The organism is Pedobacter borealis DSM 19626 (assembly GCF_000708285.2).
Classification (GTDB): Bacteria; Bacteroidota; Bacteroidia; order Sphingobacteriales; family Sphingobacteriaceae; genus Pedobacter; species Pedobacter borealis.
This window is the reverse complement of record NZ_JAUG01000103.1, coordinates 1-16,161: the sequence shown is the minus strand read 5'-3', so window position 1 is coordinate 16,161 and position 16,161 is coordinate 1. Positions and strand designations below refer to the sequence as shown.

General features: G+C 37.2%; 14 protein-coding genes. 9 read left to right on the top strand and 5 right to left on the bottom strand.

From position 1 onward, the window contains the following. Positions 1 to 308 precede the first annotated feature (308 nt). The 4 genes from uvrC to porW all read right to left on the bottom strand — a co-directional run bounded on the left by uvrC (position 309) and on the right by porW (position 7,828). On the bottom strand, positions 309 to 2,111 hold the full coding sequence (gene uvrC / locus AW17_RS20525) for an excinuclease ABC subunit UvrC (RefSeq protein ID WP_029279579.1): 1,803 nt from the start codon (positions 2,109 to 2,111) through the stop codon (positions 309 to 311). Between the two features lie 125 nt (positions 2,112 to 2,236). Beyond that, positions 2,237 to 2,401, bottom strand: a complete 165-nt coding sequence (locus AW17_RS24325; protein WP_157280379.1) for a hypothetical protein — start codon at positions 2,399 to 2,401, stop codon at positions 2,237 to 2,239. A gap of 336 nt (positions 2,402 to 2,737) precedes the next feature. Next, the gene (locus AW17_RS20520; RefSeq protein ID WP_029279577.1) at positions 2,738 to 4,957 is read right to left on the bottom strand and encodes a transglycosylase domain-containing protein; all 2,220 of its coding nucleotides are present in this window, start codon (positions 4,955 to 4,957) and stop codon (positions 2,738 to 2,740) included. A 105-nt stretch (positions 4,958 to 5,062) separates the two neighbouring features. Then, complete coding sequence (gene porW, locus AW17_RS20515) at positions 5,063 to 7,828, bottom strand: type IX secretion system periplasmic lipoprotein PorW/SprE (protein ID WP_029279575.1); 2,766 nt, start codon at positions 7,826 to 7,828, stop codon at positions 5,063 to 5,065. Between the two features lie 110 nt (positions 7,829 to 7,938). Here porW and AW17_RS20510 point away from each other — a divergent pair, with 110 nt between their 5' ends. From AW17_RS20510 to AW17_RS20470, 9 genes are all read left to right on the top strand, one after another. After that, positions 7,939 to 8,163, top strand: coding sequence for an AtpZ/AtpI family protein (locus tag AW17_RS20510; protein WP_029279573.1), 225 nt, complete (start codon positions 7,939 to 7,941; stop codon positions 8,161 to 8,163). Positions 8,164 to 8,350: 187 nt separating this feature from the next. After that, on the top strand, positions 8,351 to 8,740 hold the full coding sequence (locus AW17_RS20505) for a hypothetical protein (RefSeq protein WP_029279572.1): 390 nt from the start codon (positions 8,351 to 8,353) through the stop codon (positions 8,738 to 8,740). Between the two features lie 14 nt (positions 8,741 to 8,754). Further along, entirely contained in the window at positions 8,755 to 9,885 is a 1,131-nt protein-coding gene (gene atpB, locus AW17_RS20500; RefSeq protein WP_029279571.1) for a F0F1 ATP synthase subunit A, read from the top strand. Positions 9,886 to 9,927: 42 nt separating this feature from the next. Continuing rightward, positions 9,928 to 10,140, top strand: coding sequence for an ATP synthase F0 subunit C (atpE, locus tag AW17_RS20495; protein ID WP_025144011.1), 213 nt, complete (start codon positions 9,928 to 9,930; stop codon positions 10,138 to 10,140). An 88-nt stretch (positions 10,141 to 10,228) separates the two neighbouring features. Continuing rightward, positions 10,229 to 10,723, top strand: coding sequence for a F0F1 ATP synthase subunit B (locus AW17_RS20490; RefSeq protein WP_029279570.1), 495 nt, complete (start codon positions 10,229 to 10,231; stop codon positions 10,721 to 10,723). A 61-nt stretch (positions 10,724 to 10,784) separates the two neighbouring features. Beyond that, positions 10,785 to 11,324 (top strand): ATP synthase F1 subunit delta, encoded by a 540-nt coding sequence (gene atpH / locus AW17_RS20485; protein WP_029279569.1) that lies wholly within the window; start codon positions 10,785 to 10,787, stop codon positions 11,322 to 11,324. A 136-nt stretch (positions 11,325 to 11,460) separates the two neighbouring features. Then, complete coding sequence (gene atpA, locus AW17_RS20480) at positions 11,461 to 13,035, top strand: F0F1 ATP synthase subunit alpha (RefSeq protein ID WP_029279568.1); 1,575 nt, start codon at positions 11,461 to 11,463, stop codon at positions 13,033 to 13,035. A gap of 86 nt (positions 13,036 to 13,121) precedes the next feature. Further along, positions 13,122 to 14,006: an ATP synthase F1 subunit gamma gene (gene atpG / locus AW17_RS20475; RefSeq protein ID WP_029279567.1), complete on the top strand. Its 885-nt coding sequence runs from the start codon at positions 13,122 to 13,124 to the stop codon at positions 14,004 to 14,006. A gap of 202 nt (positions 14,007 to 14,208) precedes the next feature. After that, positions 14,209 to 15,336, top strand: coding sequence for an ATP-binding protein (locus AW17_RS20470; RefSeq protein WP_036670535.1), 1,128 nt, complete (start codon positions 14,209 to 14,211; stop codon positions 15,334 to 15,336). Positions 15,337 to 15,409: 73 nt separating this feature from the next. Here AW17_RS20470 and AW17_RS20465 read toward each other — a convergent pair whose 3' ends face one another. Then, the gene (locus tag AW17_RS20465) at positions 15,410 to 16,105 is read right to left on the bottom strand and encodes a hypothetical protein (protein ID WP_029279564.1); all 696 of its coding nucleotides are present in this window, start codon (positions 16,103 to 16,105) and stop codon (positions 15,410 to 15,412) included. Positions 16,106 to 16,161: the final 56 nt, after the last annotated feature.

The following is a 16,161-nucleotide window of genomic DNA, read 5'->3' as shown; positions in this document are numbered from 1 at the left end:
TGAGATTTAATAATCGAACTCAGGTTACTAGCTATGACAGGTTCTATAAATTGGTCGTCATTTCGACTGGAGCGCAGCGGAATGGAGAAATCTTTGGCTTGTTCGTGATATTTGTGGTGTGAGATGTTACCATCTTACACTAGATGAGATCTCCTCCGATTTTTGATCGATAATTTTAGATTTACTTATAGTCAGATGGTAACATCTGACTACACAATTATATCGCCATTTCGATCGTAGTGTTCCAAAGGAACTCCTTCGGAGGAGAAATCCTAATTCCTCTTCAAAGAGAATCTGGGTTGAAATAGCTATTCCTGTTTGAAATAGGCCTGAAGGGTAATCATCTGTTTTTTATTCAGCACTTCTGCCAATTCTTTTTCGGTAGCCTCTTTAATTTTTTTAACCGATTTAAAATGGGTTAACAGTTTATCCGCAGTAGTTTTACCGATACCTTCAATTTGCTCCAGTTCTGTTTTAAGTGTCCCTTGATCGCGTTTTTTGCGGTGGAAGGTAATCCCAAAGCGATGGGCTTCATCACGTAGCTGTTGGATCACTTTTAAGGTTTCCGATTTTTTATCCAGATACAATGGATAGGAATCGCCAGGATAGAACAGTTCTTCCAAACGTTTGGCAATACCAATTACGGTAACCTTATTCTCTATGCCTAATAACTTCAAACTCTTCAGGGCCGACGAAAGCTGACCTTTGCCGCCATCAATGATGATGAGCTGAGGCAAAGTCTGGTTTTCATCCAACATTCTCCTGTAACGACGGAAAACGGCTTCTTCCATAGTCGCGAAATCGTTAGGCCCCTCTACTGTTTTCACATTAAAATGGCGGTAGTCTTTTTTCGATGGTTTTGCATCCTTAAAAACAACTATTGCCGAAACCGGATATTTCCCCTGAAAGTTGGAGTTATCAAAACATTCTATATGTTTTGGAAGCTGCGTTAAACGCAGATCTTTCTGCATGGTCGTTAAAATACGATCGGTGCGTAGATCGGGATTTAATTTTTCGTATTGATTAAGTTTCTCTTTTTTGAAGAACAATACATTTTTCTGCGAAAGCTCCAGGAGTTTTTTCTTCTCGCCGAGCTTAGGTACTGTAAATTTTAAGCTTTCATCTTCTAACGAAGGCTCAAAAGGAACAATAATTTCTTTTGAGGTGCTGCTGAACTTCGTTCTGAATTCTAACATGGCCAATGTTAAAATTTCATCATCACTCTCATCCAATTGCTTTTTAACCTCGATGGTCTGCGTTTGGATAATCGTTCCGTTCATCACTTTCAGGTAATTCACAAATGCATAACGTTCATCCGATGCAATACTCACCACATCAACATTGGTAATGGCACTATTTACCACAGTAGATTTACTCTGGTATTTCTCCAGTACTTCTAATCTCCTTGCGTATTGATGCGCCAGTTCGAAGTTCAGGTTTTCTGATGCCGATTTAATGATCCCTTTAACATCCCGGATTACATTTCCGATTTTGCCATTCAGGATCTCTTTGATCTCACCTATATTTTTATCGTAGTCGGTTTCGGTCTGGTAATTCTGACAAGGGCCCTTACAGTTGCCAATTTGATATTCCAGGCAAACTTTAAATTTCCCTTCAGCTATATTTTTTTCTGTTAAAGGTAAGCTGCAGGTACGTAGTGGGTAGGTTTCTTTAATCAGATCCAAAATAGTATGCATCATGCCTATCGAACCATAAGGGCCAAAATAGGTAGAACCATCTTTAATTACTTTCCTTGTCCAGTAAATCCGCGGATAGTTTTCATTTTTAACAATTATCCATGGATAGGTTTTGTCATCCTTTAGGTTAATGTTAAATTTTGGCTGATGTTTTTTGATTAAGCTATTTTCGAGTAACCAGGCATCAATCTCGGTATCAACAATGGTGAATGTAATTTTACGGATTTTGGAAACGAGTACCCTTGTTTTGCCATTAAATTGGTTTCTGTCGCTATTGAAATATGAGCCCACCCGGTTGCGCAGGTCTTTTGCCTTTCCAATATACATGAGCTTTCCATCAGCATCCCAATATTGGTAAACGCCGGGTTTATGCGGAATTGCGGTTAATGCTGTTTTATGGTCGAAACTGCTCATGAGGGATTAATGGAGCAAAATTAAGGTGATTTTAATAGAGAATAATATTAGGCATAAAATCGAAGTCCTTTTTGTTGTAAGTAAACAATTCTAATTCGTTAACAATTGCGGTTGCTCCAATAATATCAGTTTTTGAAATCCCAAGATTCACTCCTTATATCTTTAAGATTTTTGGGATTGTTTTTCCAAATACCGAAAAGTTCTTTAGGATTAAGTGATTTATTCCCTTTTAGGATATTAGGTTTAAGATCGTCTTGCGAAGAAACAATTTTAATGTTCTGTAATTTCATAACCTAAGTTCTATGAGTACTTGTTTATAATGCTTAATTTTTAATTCCTTTATGCAGAGCGACCGTCATGCTGAATTTATTTCAGCATCTTTGATGGAAATAGACCCTGAAATGAATTCAGGGCGACAATTCTACCTCTCAAATATTGGAAGAACACTTCCTAAATGCAATTAGTAAGTCAAACTTAGTTTCATAGTTCGCAATAAAGAAAGGAGTTTTTTCATCTCATCAAAATCTGCTATTTCCAGTGTAACTCTCATATATTTCAATTTTCTATTACAAATTTAATGTTTATCCCCTAAAATTTAGGAGAAAACTTTTGGTTGTAAATAGTGTCTAAAAACCAAGTTTTTCATCCAATTCTGTTGCGCCCTCTTCCTGTTGCTGATATTGGTTGCAATCGTAGGTGATGGAAACCCCAGATTTTGGCGCTTCAAAATCAGCATGACTGATCTTTAATGCAGGATTGGCGTATACTCTTTTGATAAAACCTGCAAAAATTGGCAGCGCGGTATTGGCACCTTCTCCCTGGTTGGTACTGATAAAGTGGAATGCCCTATCTTCACAGCCAGTCCAAATACCCGTTACCAATTGAGGGGTAATCGCCATAAACCAACCATCTGAGTTATTTTGGGTAGTACCTGTTTTAGCTCCAATAGGTGCGTTTACCTTGTATTTATAATTCAGTCTCGATCCCGTTCCGTTAGTTACTACACCTTTTAACATTCTGGTCATTACATAAGCAACCTCTTCACTCATGATCGGTTTTGGTATTTCCTTTTGTGAAAATAATACCACCCCATTTTTATCTTCTATCCTTAATAGATAAATCGGCTTGGTATAGGTTCCTTTGTTTGCAAAAGCGCCATAAGCGCCTACCATATTATAGATTGACGAATCGAATGTCCCTAAACAAATAGATGGAAATGCCGGAACATTAGGAATCCCCATTTTGGTCGCCAATGTTGATACTGCAACCGGGCCAACCTGTTTCATTAAATAGGCGGTAACATAATTTTGAGAGTAAGCCAGGGCTTTTTGTAAAGTAATGCTGCCTGGTAGAGGTTTACCCGAATTTCTTGGCGTCCATGGTTCTCCATAGCCATCTATTGTTACTGGTACATTTGGCACCGTGTAACAAGGAGAATAACCGTTTTCAATCGCTACAGCATAAGTAAAAGGTTTTGCGGTCGAACCCACTTGTCTGGTCCCCATTTTAACCTGATCGTATTTAAAATGTTCGTAATTAATCCCCCCAACCCATGCTTTTACATGGCCATTGGTGGGGTCCATTGTCATCATAGCATTACGCAACAACATTTTGTAATAACGTACAGAATCGATCGGTTTCATTACCGTATCAATATTACCTTTCCAGGTAAAAATGCTCATTTCTGTTTTGGTGTTAAAATCATCTTTAATTTCATCGTCTGATTTACCTTCCAGTTTTAAGGATTTATAACGGTCTGACCTTTTAATCCCCTGTTCAATCTGTAAAGCTTTATCCTTAAAAGGATTTCTGCCTTTCCAGCTGGCGATAAACTGCGCCTGTAACACTTTCATGTATTCTTTTTGCGCCTCTTCGGCATATACCTGCATATCATAATTCAATGTGGTATAAATTTTCAAACCATCGCGGTCTAAATCGTAAGGTGTGCCATCGGGTTTGGTAATCGACTGCTCCTGAAAAATGTTTTTAATATCATTCTTCAGTACCGAACGGAAATATGGTGCAATACCATCGTTAACGGTTGCCGCATTAAAATGCAGGTTTAAAGGTTTTTCTTTTTGTTCGTCAAATTCTTGCTGGGTTAAGAGCTCCGATTTAACCATCATGGCCATTACGGTATTTCTGCGGTCTCTTGATCGTTCGGGGTGGCGGGTTGGCGAGTACATGGTTATCCCTTTTTGCATCCCTACAAGCGTTGCAGCCTCTGTTAAGGTAAGTTTATCAGGGGTAGTGTTAAAATAAACCCTTGCCGCCGATTTTATGCCATAAGCCTGGTTACCAAAATCAACCGTGTTTAAATACATGGTAATAATTTCTTCCTTGGTATAGTTGCGTTCCAATTTAACGGCAACAATCCACTCTTTAAACTTGGTTAACACCAGCGAGAAAAAATTCAGGTTCGATTCTCTAGGGAAAAGATTTTTTGCCAATTGCTGTGTAATGGTACTTGCACCTTGTTTTTTGCCGATTAAATTATAACCGATAATGGTGAAGGTACGTTTGAAATCTATGCCCGAGTGTTCTTTAAAGCGGGTATCTTCTGTGGCAATTAGCCCGTTGATTACATTTTCGGAAATATCTTTATAAGAAACATTCGATCTGTTTTGAACAAAGTACGTGCCTAATGGCCGGCCATCCTCGGCAATAATTTCTGAAGCCTGGTTGCTTTTTGGGTGTTCAATATCCCTGAAAGAAGGTAGCGCACCAAAAAGGCCCAAGCCTACCATCGAAATGAAAATAGCAAACAGGGCAATTCCCCCGATCAATATTTTCCAGATGATTAAACTATATCTTTTTGTTTCTTGTGCAGAAAGGGACTTGTTCATTTTGTGTTGTTATTTTCCAATCATCTCCAGAATAGAAGATTTGGATGCAAATTTATTAATTTTTTATAGAATAGGTTTTTCTCCGCCAGCTTAAACCATATTACTTTATTTGTAATTGTCTTTTAAAAACTCCAGGTACTCGTTAATGCGCGAGCGGTCTGTTAGCTTTTCGAAGTTTTCTTTGCTGATGATAAAGCCTTTATATAAGTTGGCTGGAACTTTCATAATGTTCTTTAACTGTCCTGTAATGCTTGATTCGTAAATTTTGGCGTCTTCAAGATCGATAAAACTCGTAATATAAATCAGCTGATCATTATCTAACTCTACCAATTTATGTTCCAAATCATTATCGGGGTAATTGCCACGGTTAAACTGGCCTATGCCGAAACGCGATGAACTTAAAGTTAAAGTTGCGTCGGCAACGTCGATCACATAATAATACTCTTCTGATTTAGCTGCACTAAAAATGCTGGCCGGTTTGGTAGGATCGGCCGGTTTAACCTCAACAGGTTTAGATACAGTGGTAGGGTCTGCTGTTTTTACAGTGGCATTATCAGTTACTAAGGGTTTTGTTGCAACGGCAATTGGTGTAGCCTGACTTACAAAACGTGGCGCATTTGGATCAAAATCGATCAGGGCAAGCGGCCGTTGTTTAAACTCTTCCAAATTTGCCTCAATATATTTTAAATGATCGCGGACCAATGGGGTAATAATTTTATCGTTCGGATAAAGCGTGGTAATCAAATTAAATTCAGTAAGCAGCGCATCAACCTTAGCGGTGCGGCCGACAGCAATTGCTTTTAAATAGGCATACTGTGGTGCTAAATCATTATTAGGGAAAGCCGTAATGTTATCATCCGCCTGTTTTACTACCCCTGGATAATCTTTTTTCGCATAAGCATCAAAGGTCACATTGTAGTTGTTAATGGCAATGTTTTCCATCTCGGTTTGTTTGGCCGAGTATGATGGATCTAAGATATTCTTTGCAAAATTAGATTCAGGGAACTTAGTGAGCACCAATTGTTTATACTGATCTGATTTTACTTCATCAACACCCTTGTAATTTAGATGTAAACTGTAGTAAATGGCAACTAAGTGGTTATTGTCCGGATATCTTTTAATCAGTTCCAGGTAAATCTTATTTGCTTCCACTTTGTCGTTTAGCTCTTGTTGATAGAAGCTGGCAATTTCGAAATAAGCATCAATGATTTTTTGATCGGAGGTAGCCAATAATGCGGGAGTGGTTGGCAAACCATCCAAAAACTGTTTTTCTAATGTAGTTTGGTCTACAGCCGCTTGATTTGTTTCTCCATTTGCAGGCGTAATTCCTGTGGCTACATTCCCACCTGCCAAAACCTGATTGGTTTCCTGGGCAGAAGACCGGGTACTTTGTCTCCAGTTATCTTCCAGCTGCCTGTTGCCCCAGCGTTTTTTGAAATCGCCAAAGCCATTGCTTATTGCTGCATTATTGTTAAAATAAAAGGTGTTCCCCGCAGTATTATTCGAGGCATTTAAGGATCGATTAGGGAAATCAGGATCATTTAAATATTGATTACTGATTACCCCTCCGGTATTGCTCACCTCAACTTTAGGTGTTAAATAAGCTTTAACCTTAGCCTCGCGCTCGCCTGCAGGAAGTTTGGCAATAGCCTGAGCAGTGTCTTCTTTAGCAATAATGGTATACCTATCAGTTAAATATTTCAGGTTATCGGCCTTTTTAACAATGTTGTCGTAGTCAGGAAAGTTTTTAGGTAAAATCATCACCGTACTATCGTAATACAGTTTTGCTTTTATGTAGTTGTTAAACGCTTTAAAGTTTAAGTCGGCAATCCTTAAATAAGATAAGGCCTTTTGAGTTTGGTTCCTGGTGCTTTTTGCAACAGATTTGTGGTAATTCTCTTCAGCTTTTACAAAGTTTCCTTCAGCAGAAAAGAGCTCTCCAACCTGATAATAAATCTGATCGGTATAATCGAAATTCTTATCATCTTTTAATAAAGCAAGCAGCTGTTCTTCCTTATTCAGTTTTACGCCACTGAGCAATGCCCTTAGTTTAATGCGGTTTAAATTGGCGTGGAAATACATCTCGAACGGTGCGTTGCTTTTTTCAACCTTGGTAAAATTGGCATAAGCATCCTGAAGATTTTTTTCTTTCTCCTGCAATTGAGCAAGGATAAAGCGCCAGCGTATACGCTGCTGTTTTTCGGCCGGAAGCGCAATTGCCGATTCTAAAAAAAGAATAGCTTCTTTATTGCGTTTTTGATAAATACGCATCTGGGCGGCAGTGGCTAAAGGTTCTGCCAGATCTTTTTTTAACTCATCGGAAGCACGCAACATGGTATCAAGAATTTTATCGGCAAGCCCCATATTGTTCAGTTGCATTTGGCTACGTGCTTTCCAGTTCATGGCCATAATGAATGTTTTTAAATCGCTACTATATGTTTTTGCCGTATAATCGAAATATTCTGACGCGATAAAATAATTGCCTTTTAAATAATTTGCTTTACCCAAAAGCATATAGGCATCATCAATATAATTACTAAAACTTTTATCGTTTATAACAGTTTGTCCTTTGGTAATAACGTCATCGAGCTGTTTATTGGCTACCCCTGGTGTAAGCACCAGATTTACCTGTGGCTCAGGGTCGAGGTAAACAGGCAATGTTTTTTCATAATTATCGGCATAACTTTGTAATAGGCTTTCATTGTACTCAGTTAGTAAAACATTAGAGTTGTAGATATAGTTATACCTTGCCGTTAAGTTTTGAAACCTGCGATCTACTGCCGTATCTTTATTTGCGACACAACCATAAATAAGGAGGACACTTATAAGGATGAAGAAAGGATTTAAGTTTTTGTTAGCGTAATTTTTCAAGTATGATAAATCTCTTAGGTGGATATATAATAAACAATATATGTAGAAAAATATTTTATTTGGCAACAAATTTTATTTATTCAAAGTTAATTTAATTATTGCATTAAAAAATGGAAAATCCGAAAGAAGAAGATACAAAGAAAAAGGTAAATGCGGCCGCCAAATATTCTGCCATTGGCTTCCAGATGATTGCTACCATTGGCCTGCTCACTTTTATTGGCTATAAGATTGATGAGCACAGAAACAGCAAAACTAATTTAATTACTGCTGCTTTTGCTTTGGCGGGGGTAGGGATTGCATTATACCAGGCCATTAGGCAAGCTACTAAGCCGTAAGTTTTCAGTTGGCGGTTAACAATTGACAGTTGGAAGTGTACAGTTCAAGTAGCTAGGCACTTATTTCAGTTAACCGATTAACCAGTTTGAACAGTTAACCATTCCAACAATAATTCTTTTCTCACTACTTACTTGATACTAAAAACCTTATCTTTGCAAAAGTTTTTATCTGCTAAGAAATTATACATTGACGCTAGCCAAATTTACCAGTATCTATTTCATTTTCGTAGGCCTTTTAATAGGTGTAATTGCCGTTTTACCTGTCGTATTTCCTGATAAACAATTGTTTATAAACAACTTTTGGGTGATGTTTGGCTTTTTAGCGGGCATAACTTACGTTGCTTATATGCTTGTTGATATCGGTATTAAACGTGATCCTGAAGTAGGTGTGATGGCGATTATGGGATCAATCGCGGTGAAGATGATTTTTTGTATGGCTTTTGTGTTGATTTACAGTATAAAAGCGAAGGGGATTGGGCTAATATTTCTGCTTAATTTTTTTTCTTTATATTTATTGTTTACGGCCTTTGAAATTTACTGTTTGTTACGTAACTTGCGCCACCAAAATTTAAAGTAAAAAACTGCCAATAAATGGATTGTAACCAAGTTTTTGTGTCGAAAGTTAAAAGACTAATTGTTGTTTTTACGCTTTTAATCGCGTTTTTATCTATCAAAATTGATACTTTCGCCCAAGTTGATAGCGCTGTTGTTCCTGTTGATAGTGTTGTAGCCGGATCTGCCGAAGCAGTTTCTGGTGAGCATGGCGCTGCTAAACATGGTGAAGAAAAATTCGAGCCAACTAAGGTAATTATGGAACACATTGCCGATTCGCATATGTGGCATCTTTGGGGGCATACTTCATTGCCTCTTCCAGTAATTTTATATACTGCTAACGGTTTGGAGGTTTTCTCTTCTGGTAACTTCCATCATGGAGAGCATGATTATAATGGTAAATATAATAACTATCGTTTAGAAGAAGATCATATAAAGGTAGTTGGTGCTGATGGAAAGATCGATGAAGAAGCAAGTAAATCTGTGTTAGATTTCTCAATTACTAAAAACGTTGCTGCAATGTTTGTGGCGATTTTTGTAATACTTGTAATATTTATTTCGGTGGCAGCTTCTTATCGTAAACGTGTAGGTAAAGCACCAAAAGGTTTGCAATCTTTTATGGAGCCAATTATCGTTTTCGTGAGAGATGATATTGCGAAGCCAAACATCGGTCATAAATATGCTAAGTTTATGCCTTATTTGTTGACTACGTTTTTCTTTATCTTATTCAACAACTTATTTGGTTTAATTCCAATTTTCCCAGGTGGCGCTAACGTTACAGGTAATATTGCCTTAACTTTTGTAATGGCACTTGGAACTTTAATCATTGTAAATATTAATGGTAACAAATACTACTGGAAGCACATTTTTAAACCAGATGTTCCTTTTTGGTTGTATCCGATTATGATTCCTGTTGAATTGATTGGTATCATTTCGAAGCCGTTCGCTTTAATGGTTCGTTTATTCGCAAACATTACAGCTGGTCACATTATCGTATTAAGTTTAATATCCTTAATTTTTATTTTCGAAACATTGGCTATTGCCCCGGTTTCAGTTGCATTCGTTTTATTTATGGATGTATTGGAATTGTTGGTGGCATTTTTACAAGCCTTTATTTTTACATTATTAACTGCCTTATTTATTGGTATGGCAGTAGAAGAGCATCATTAATAGAAAACTATTTTTTACAAATTAATATAAATTAAATTAGTTATGGTAGGTTCAATCGCGGCAATTGGTGCCGGTTTAGCAGTAATCGGTGCAGGTATCGGTATCGGTCAAGTAGGTGGTAAAGCAATGGAAGGTATTGCTCGTCAACCAGAAGCTGCATCAAAAATTCAGACTGCAATGATTATCGCTGCTGCCCTTATCGAGGGTGCTGCTTTATTCGGTGTGGTAGTTGCATTATTAGGCTTAAACGGTTAATAATCACTGAAGAAATTAGGTTGGGTATTTAACGATTGGTTATTTACCCAGCCCTATTAAAAAGATTGTTTTTTAAAATTAGATAAAAATGGAATTAGTAACCCCAAGCATAGGATTAGTTTTTTGGACGTCGATAGCATTCATCCTTTTATTGCTATTACTTAGAAAATTTGCATGGAAACCTATTTTAGGTGCTATTCACGAACGTGAGCAAAGCATTGATGAGGCACTTAACAAAGCTGAATTAGCCAAACAAGAAATGGCTCGTTTAACCAGCCAAAATCAAGATTTGATGCAACAGGCCCGTGCAGAACGTGATGAGATTTTAAAGGAAGCTAAAACTTTAAAAGATGGTATTTTAAACGAAGCTAAAAAACAAGCCCAGGTTGAAGGTGCTAAACTGATCGAGAAAGCTAAAATCGAAATCGAGAACCAAAAGAAAGCAGCTTTAGCTGAAGTTAAAGACCAGGTTTCTTCATTATCATTAGAAATTGCAGAACGTGTTTTACGTACGCAATTGGATGATAAAGCAAAACAAGAAACTTTAGTAGCTAACTTGTTAAAAGACGTTGAATTAAACTAAGCGTATTGCGTTAAGCGATGGGCGTGCTAAACGCTAACCGCTAAACGCCAACCCAAAAGATATGTCAGAAATTAAAGTTGCAAGCAGATATGCCAAATCATTAATAGACTTAGCCGTTGAAAACAACGCGTTAGAGGTTTCTTATAATGATATGGTTTTGTTTGAGAAAGTGGTTGACGAAACCCCTGAACTAGAAGCAATATTAAAAAACCCGATTGTACCTTTAGATAAAAAGACTGGTATTTTGAACGGTATTTTTGCTGATAAAGTAAGTAAACTAACCATCTCGTTTTTCAAGATTGTTGTAAGCAAAGGCCGCTCGGCGATTTTATTTGCTACAGCAAAACAGTTTATACAACAATATAACCTAATTAAAGGTATTGTGACTGCTGATGTAACTACTGCAAGTGCTTTAAGCCCTGCAGCTAAAGAGCAGATTATTGCGATTGTAAAAAGAGAATTAAACGCCAATCAGGTTATTGTTAACGAAAAAATTAACGAAAAATTAATTGGTGGTTTTATATTAAAAGTTGGTGATAAGCAATTTGATGCAAGTATTGCCAGCGGTTTAAGTAAACTGAAAAAGGAATTTGCGCAATAGCGCAGGGCGATAAGCGTGTAGCGGAAAACGCCATGCGCCAAACGCCAAAAAAATAGAATTGCGTAAGCGGATGGCAAATAAATGCCAAGCGCCATGCGCCAAGCAAAAACATTTACAAAAAGATATAATTAAAATTATGGTAGAGGTAAGACCAGACGAAGTATCGGCAATTATCAGACAGCAATTGGCGGGCTTCAAATCAGAAACCGAACTGGAAGAAGTTGGTACCGTGTTGCAAGTGGGCGACGGTATTGCCCGTGTTTACGGTTTAACTAAAGTTCAATCGGGAGAATTAGTTGAATTTGCAAACGGCCTACAAGGTATCGTATTAAACCTTGAAGAAGATAACGTTGGCGTGGTACTTTTAGGTGCTTCAGACGAGATCAAAGAAGGTGATACGATTAAACGTACCAAAAAAATTGCCTCTATTAAAGTTGGTGAAGGTATGCTTGGCCGCGTAGTGAACACTTTAGGTGAGCCTTTAGATGGTAAAGGTCCAATCTTAGGTGAAACTTACGAAATGCCTTTAGAGCGTAAAGCACCAGGTGTAATTTATCGTCAGCCGGTAAATGAGCCTTTACAAACTGGTATTAAAGCAATTGATGCAATGATTCCAATCGGTCGTGGTCAACGTGAGTTGGTTATTGGCGACCGTCAGATTGGTAAAACTGCCGTTTGTATCGATACTATTATCAACCAAAAAGAATTTTATGAAGCAGGCCAGCCTGTGTTCTGTATCTATGTTGCTATCGGTCAGAAAAACTCTACTGTAGCTAACATTGTACGTACATTGGAAGAAAACGGCGCTTTACCATATACAGTTGTTGTTGCCGCTTCGGCTGCAGATCCTGCTCCAATGCAGTTCTATGCGCCGTTTGCAGGTGCTGCAATTGGTGAGTTTTTCCGCGATACAGGTAGACCAGCGTTAATTGTTTATGATGATTTATCTAAACAAGCTGTAGCTTACCGTGAGGTATCTTTATTACTTCGTCGTCCACCGGGCCGTGAAGCTTATCCAGGTGACGTTTTCTACTTACACAGTCGTTTGCTAGAAAGAGCTGCGAAAATCAACTCTAATGATGATATTGCAAAGGCGATGAACGATTTACCTGAATCGATTAAACATATCGTTAAAGGTGGTGGTTCATTAACAGCTTTACCGATTATCGAAACTCAGGCAGGTGACGTATCAGCATATATCCCAACCAACGTAATTTCGATTACTGATGGTCAGATTTTCCTGGAGTCGAACTTGTTCAACTCAGGTATCCGTCCGGCAATTAACGTAGGTATCTCAGTATCACGTGTGGGGGGTAATGCGCAAATCAAATCGATGAAAAAAGTAGCAGGTACTTTAAAATTAGATCAGGCTCAATACCGCGAGTTAGAGGCTTTCTCTAAATTCGGTTCTGATTTAGATGCTGCAACGAAATCGGTTTTAGATAAAGGTGCACGTAACGTACAAATGTTAAAACAAGCTCAGTTTACACCTTTTACAGTTGAAAAACAAGTAGCTATTGTTTATGCAGGTACTAAAAACTTAATGCGTAGCGTACCGGTTGATAAAGTAAAAGAATTCGAAACTGAATATTTAACGCAATTGGAATTACGTCATCCAGAAACTTTAGCGGCATTAAAAGCTGGTAAATTTGACGATACCATTACAGGTGTTTTAGATACAGTAGCAAAAGAGATTTCAAGTAAATATTAATTAGATACAAGTAGCGGGTATCAAGTATCAAGATTGGGTTGTTCACCTATCTTGATACTTGATACTTAATACTCGATACTTAAAAAATGGCTAATTTAAAAGAAGTAAGAAACCGGATTGCATCGGTACAATCAACGCAGCAGATTACCAAGGCTATGAAAATGGTTTCGGCAGCTAAGTTGAAACGTGCTACCAATGCAATTATCGCTTTACGTCCTTATGCAACTAAACTGAAAGAAATTTTAGGTAATCTATCAGCAAGTTTAGAAGGGTCTTCATCGCCTTTTATACAAGAGCGTGAACCTAATAAGGTTTTAATTGTAACAGTATCATCAAACCGTGGTTTGGCTGGTGCTTTTAACATGAACGTGATTAAAGCGGCCAACAATTTAATTGCTGAGAAATATAGCGAACAGTTGAAAAACGGTAATGTAAGCATTATTTCTATCGGTAAGAAAACTCAGGATTTTTACGAAAAACGTAATTATAACGTAATTGGTAACAATAATGAAGTGTACGCTGCTTTAACTTTCGAAAACGTAACCAAAATTACCGATGCGATTATGGTCGGTTTTATTAAAGGTGAGTTCGATAAAGTGGAAGTTGTTTACAATCGTTTTAAAAATGCAGCGGTTCAGTTTATTACAACTGAACAGTTGTTGCCTTTACCAAAAGCGGAAGAAACAAAGGTTGAAAGTAAAACGACCAATGTTGATTACATTCTAGAGCCTTCGCAAGAAGAGATTGTAGGACAGTTGATCCCTAAATCTGTTAAAATTCAGTTATACAAAGCCGTTTTAGATTCTCATGCTTCTGAGCACGGTGCACGTATGACATCAATGGATAAAGCAACTGAAAATGCTGGAGAATTATTGAAAGCCTTAAAACTTTCATACAACCAGGCACGCCAGGCAGCAATTACAACTGAGTTAACTGAGATTGTGAGTGGTGCAGCAGCATTGAACGGATAGCATTTAGCTTGGAGTTGGGAGTTTCTGGTCCTGAATCCGAAAAAATAAAAAACCCATTTCTTAATTGGAATGGGTTTTTTATCATTAATACAGTCTGTAGTCCAAAATTATTATGTTTTTTATGGATTATAATCCAAAATTATTATAATTTTTATGGATTGTAATCCAAAATTATTATACTTTTGTGTAGTAATTTTTTGTTATGATTATTAGGAAACAGTTGGATTATGCTTTGGCAAGGCTCTTTAAAGGGAAAGCTTTCATCATTTTTGGCCCAAGGCAAACAGGTAAAACTACTTTTGTAGAACAGCTGTTAGCCAAAGTGGATAAAAGGACATTGTACCTGAATGGAGATGATGCTGATGTGAGGGAAACTTTAGCCAAGCCCAATGCAACACAGATTGCGCAGATGCTTAGCAACTATGAAGTGCTTTTTATTGATGAAGCACAGCGCATAACTGAGGTGGGCTTATTGATTAAAATTATTGTAGACCGTTTTAAAAGCGTTCAGGTCATCGCTACAGGTTCATCAGCTTTTGAACTATCAGGTAAGATTAACGAACCCTTAACAGGACGGAAATATGAAATGATGCTTTTGCCTTTTTCGTATGCCGAACTGGTAAAGGATACCGATTTTATTACCGAAGAAAGATCGCTGGAGCAACGTTTAATTTATGGTTCTTATCCTGAAATTATTAACGATCCACAGCATGCTGAAGAGCATTTAAAATTACTTTCTGATAGCTACCTGTATAAGGATTTATTTGCACTCGAGGAGGTGAAGAAGCCACTGTTGTTTGAGAAAATTGTAAAGGCTTTGGCTTTACAGATTGGAAGCGAGGTGAATTTTTCTGAACTAGCACAATTGGTAAAAGCCGACCAGAAAACAGTTGATAAATATATCAGTCTGCTCGAAAAATCTTTTGTAGTTTTTACGCTGCCAGCATTTTCGGGTAACGTGCGCAATGAAATAAAAAAGAATAAAAAGATTTATTTCTACGATACCGGGATTGTAAACGCCATTACAAGGAATTTTAATCCAATTGCCAACAGAAACGATGTAGGTGCATTGTTTGAAAATTATATGATTGCCGAGCGGATGAAGTTTTTGCATCAGCATCAAATGGAAGCTGAATGCTTTTTCTGGCGTACAACTCAGCAACAGGAAATCGATTATATCGAAAAAACGGATACGAGGCTTCTTGCTGTAGAATTTAAATGGAATGAAAGAGGTAAAAATAAAATTCCTGTTACTTTTACACAAGCCTATCCGGATGCAGAAACATTGCTGGTCTCAAAAAATGATAGAGGGATTTTTTTGAATCGTTAATTGTTTGTTGATAAAACAAAGAAGGCCACATCTTAATTGAAGGGAGCTTCTCTGTTTTATAAATGGATCTTAATTATTTTAGTACGCTCAGTCGTAAATAGCCATTTTCTATTTTCAAAGGATTTTTATCATCATCAAATACTGTTAAATTAAACTTAGCCTCCAGTAAATATCCATTTTTACGTTTTTTAAAGCTAATAATTTCAAACTTTGCCCCAGCTTGATCAGATGGATTAACTGAAGCAGGTTTACCTAAGTCTGATTGTCCATATGATTTATAAACACCTATTTGATTGATAACTGTAAATGCAATTCCAGATTTAGAATTGTTCCGATAAAAATCGGTTGAATAATTATAAAAACCTGGTGAAAATATCGCGGTTTTATCTTTAGGATAATTTAGATAGCCACCATTATTCTCATTCGTGAATTCAGTTTCGTTCTTGTTGTAAACTTTAATAAATGAAATTGTAATATTAGTATAGCTCGCTTTAATAATGAATTCTCTTACAAATAGTAAAGAATCTTTGTCGCCTTCTAATAGATAACTGAAGTTTACCCCAGAGGTAATTTTGAGATTTGATTGTGTTGTAAATGTACCTGCTCTTTCAATACCAATGGACTTATAAGTTTTCCCGTTGATAGAATATGATGCCGAATCTTTAAGTAATTCTAAAGGATTTTCAGGTTCAATAATCGGATTATCCTTCTTGCAGGCCGCAAAGAAAAATAGGGCAATAGCTAGCCCTGGTAAGTGTTTAAATTTCATGATAAAATGATTTTATTTGTGTGTACTCAAAGCTAATAAATTTACTATAAACCTGA

What these genes read in the sequence shown, in the direction of transcription:
- uvrC (WP_029279579.1), bottom strand. Translation starts at nt 2,111, where the DNA reads ATGAGCAGTTTCGACCATAAAACAGCATTAACCGCAATTCCGCATAAA.
- AW17_RS24325 (WP_157280379.1), bottom strand. Translation starts at nt 2,401, where the DNA reads ATGAAATTACAGAACATTAAAATTGTTTCTTCGCAAGACGATCTTAAA.
- AW17_RS20520 (WP_029279577.1), bottom strand. Translation starts at nt 4,957, where the DNA reads ATGAACAAGTCCCTTTCTGCACAAGAAACAAAAAGATATAGTTTAATC.
- AW17_RS20510 (WP_029279573.1), top strand. Translation starts at nt 7,939, where the DNA reads ATGGAAAATCCGAAAGAAGAAGATACAAAGAAAAAGGTAAATGCGGCC.
- atpB (WP_029279571.1), top strand. Translation starts at nt 8,755, where the DNA reads ATGGATTGTAACCAAGTTTTTGTGTCGAAAGTTAAAAGACTAATTGTT.
- atpE (WP_025144011.1), top strand. Translation starts at nt 9,928, where the DNA reads ATGGTAGGTTCAATCGCGGCAATTGGTGCCGGTTTAGCAGTAATCGGT.
- AW17_RS20490 (WP_029279570.1), top strand. Translation starts at nt 10,229, where the DNA reads ATGGAATTAGTAACCCCAAGCATAGGATTAGTTTTTTGGACGTCGATA.
- atpH (WP_029279569.1), top strand. Translation starts at nt 10,785, where the DNA reads ATGTCAGAAATTAAAGTTGCAAGCAGATATGCCAAATCATTAATAGAC.
- atpA (WP_029279568.1), top strand. Translation starts at nt 11,461, where the DNA reads ATGGTAGAGGTAAGACCAGACGAAGTATCGGCAATTATCAGACAGCAA.
- atpG (WP_029279567.1), top strand. Translation starts at nt 13,122, where the DNA reads ATGGCTAATTTAAAAGAAGTAAGAAACCGGATTGCATCGGTACAATCA.
- AW17_RS20470 (WP_036670535.1), top strand. Translation starts at nt 14,209, where the DNA reads ATGATTATTAGGAAACAGTTGGATTATGCTTTGGCAAGGCTCTTTAAA.
- AW17_RS20465 (WP_029279564.1), bottom strand. Translation starts at nt 16,105, where the DNA reads ATGAAATTTAAACACTTACCAGGGCTAGCTATTGCCCTATTTTTCTTT.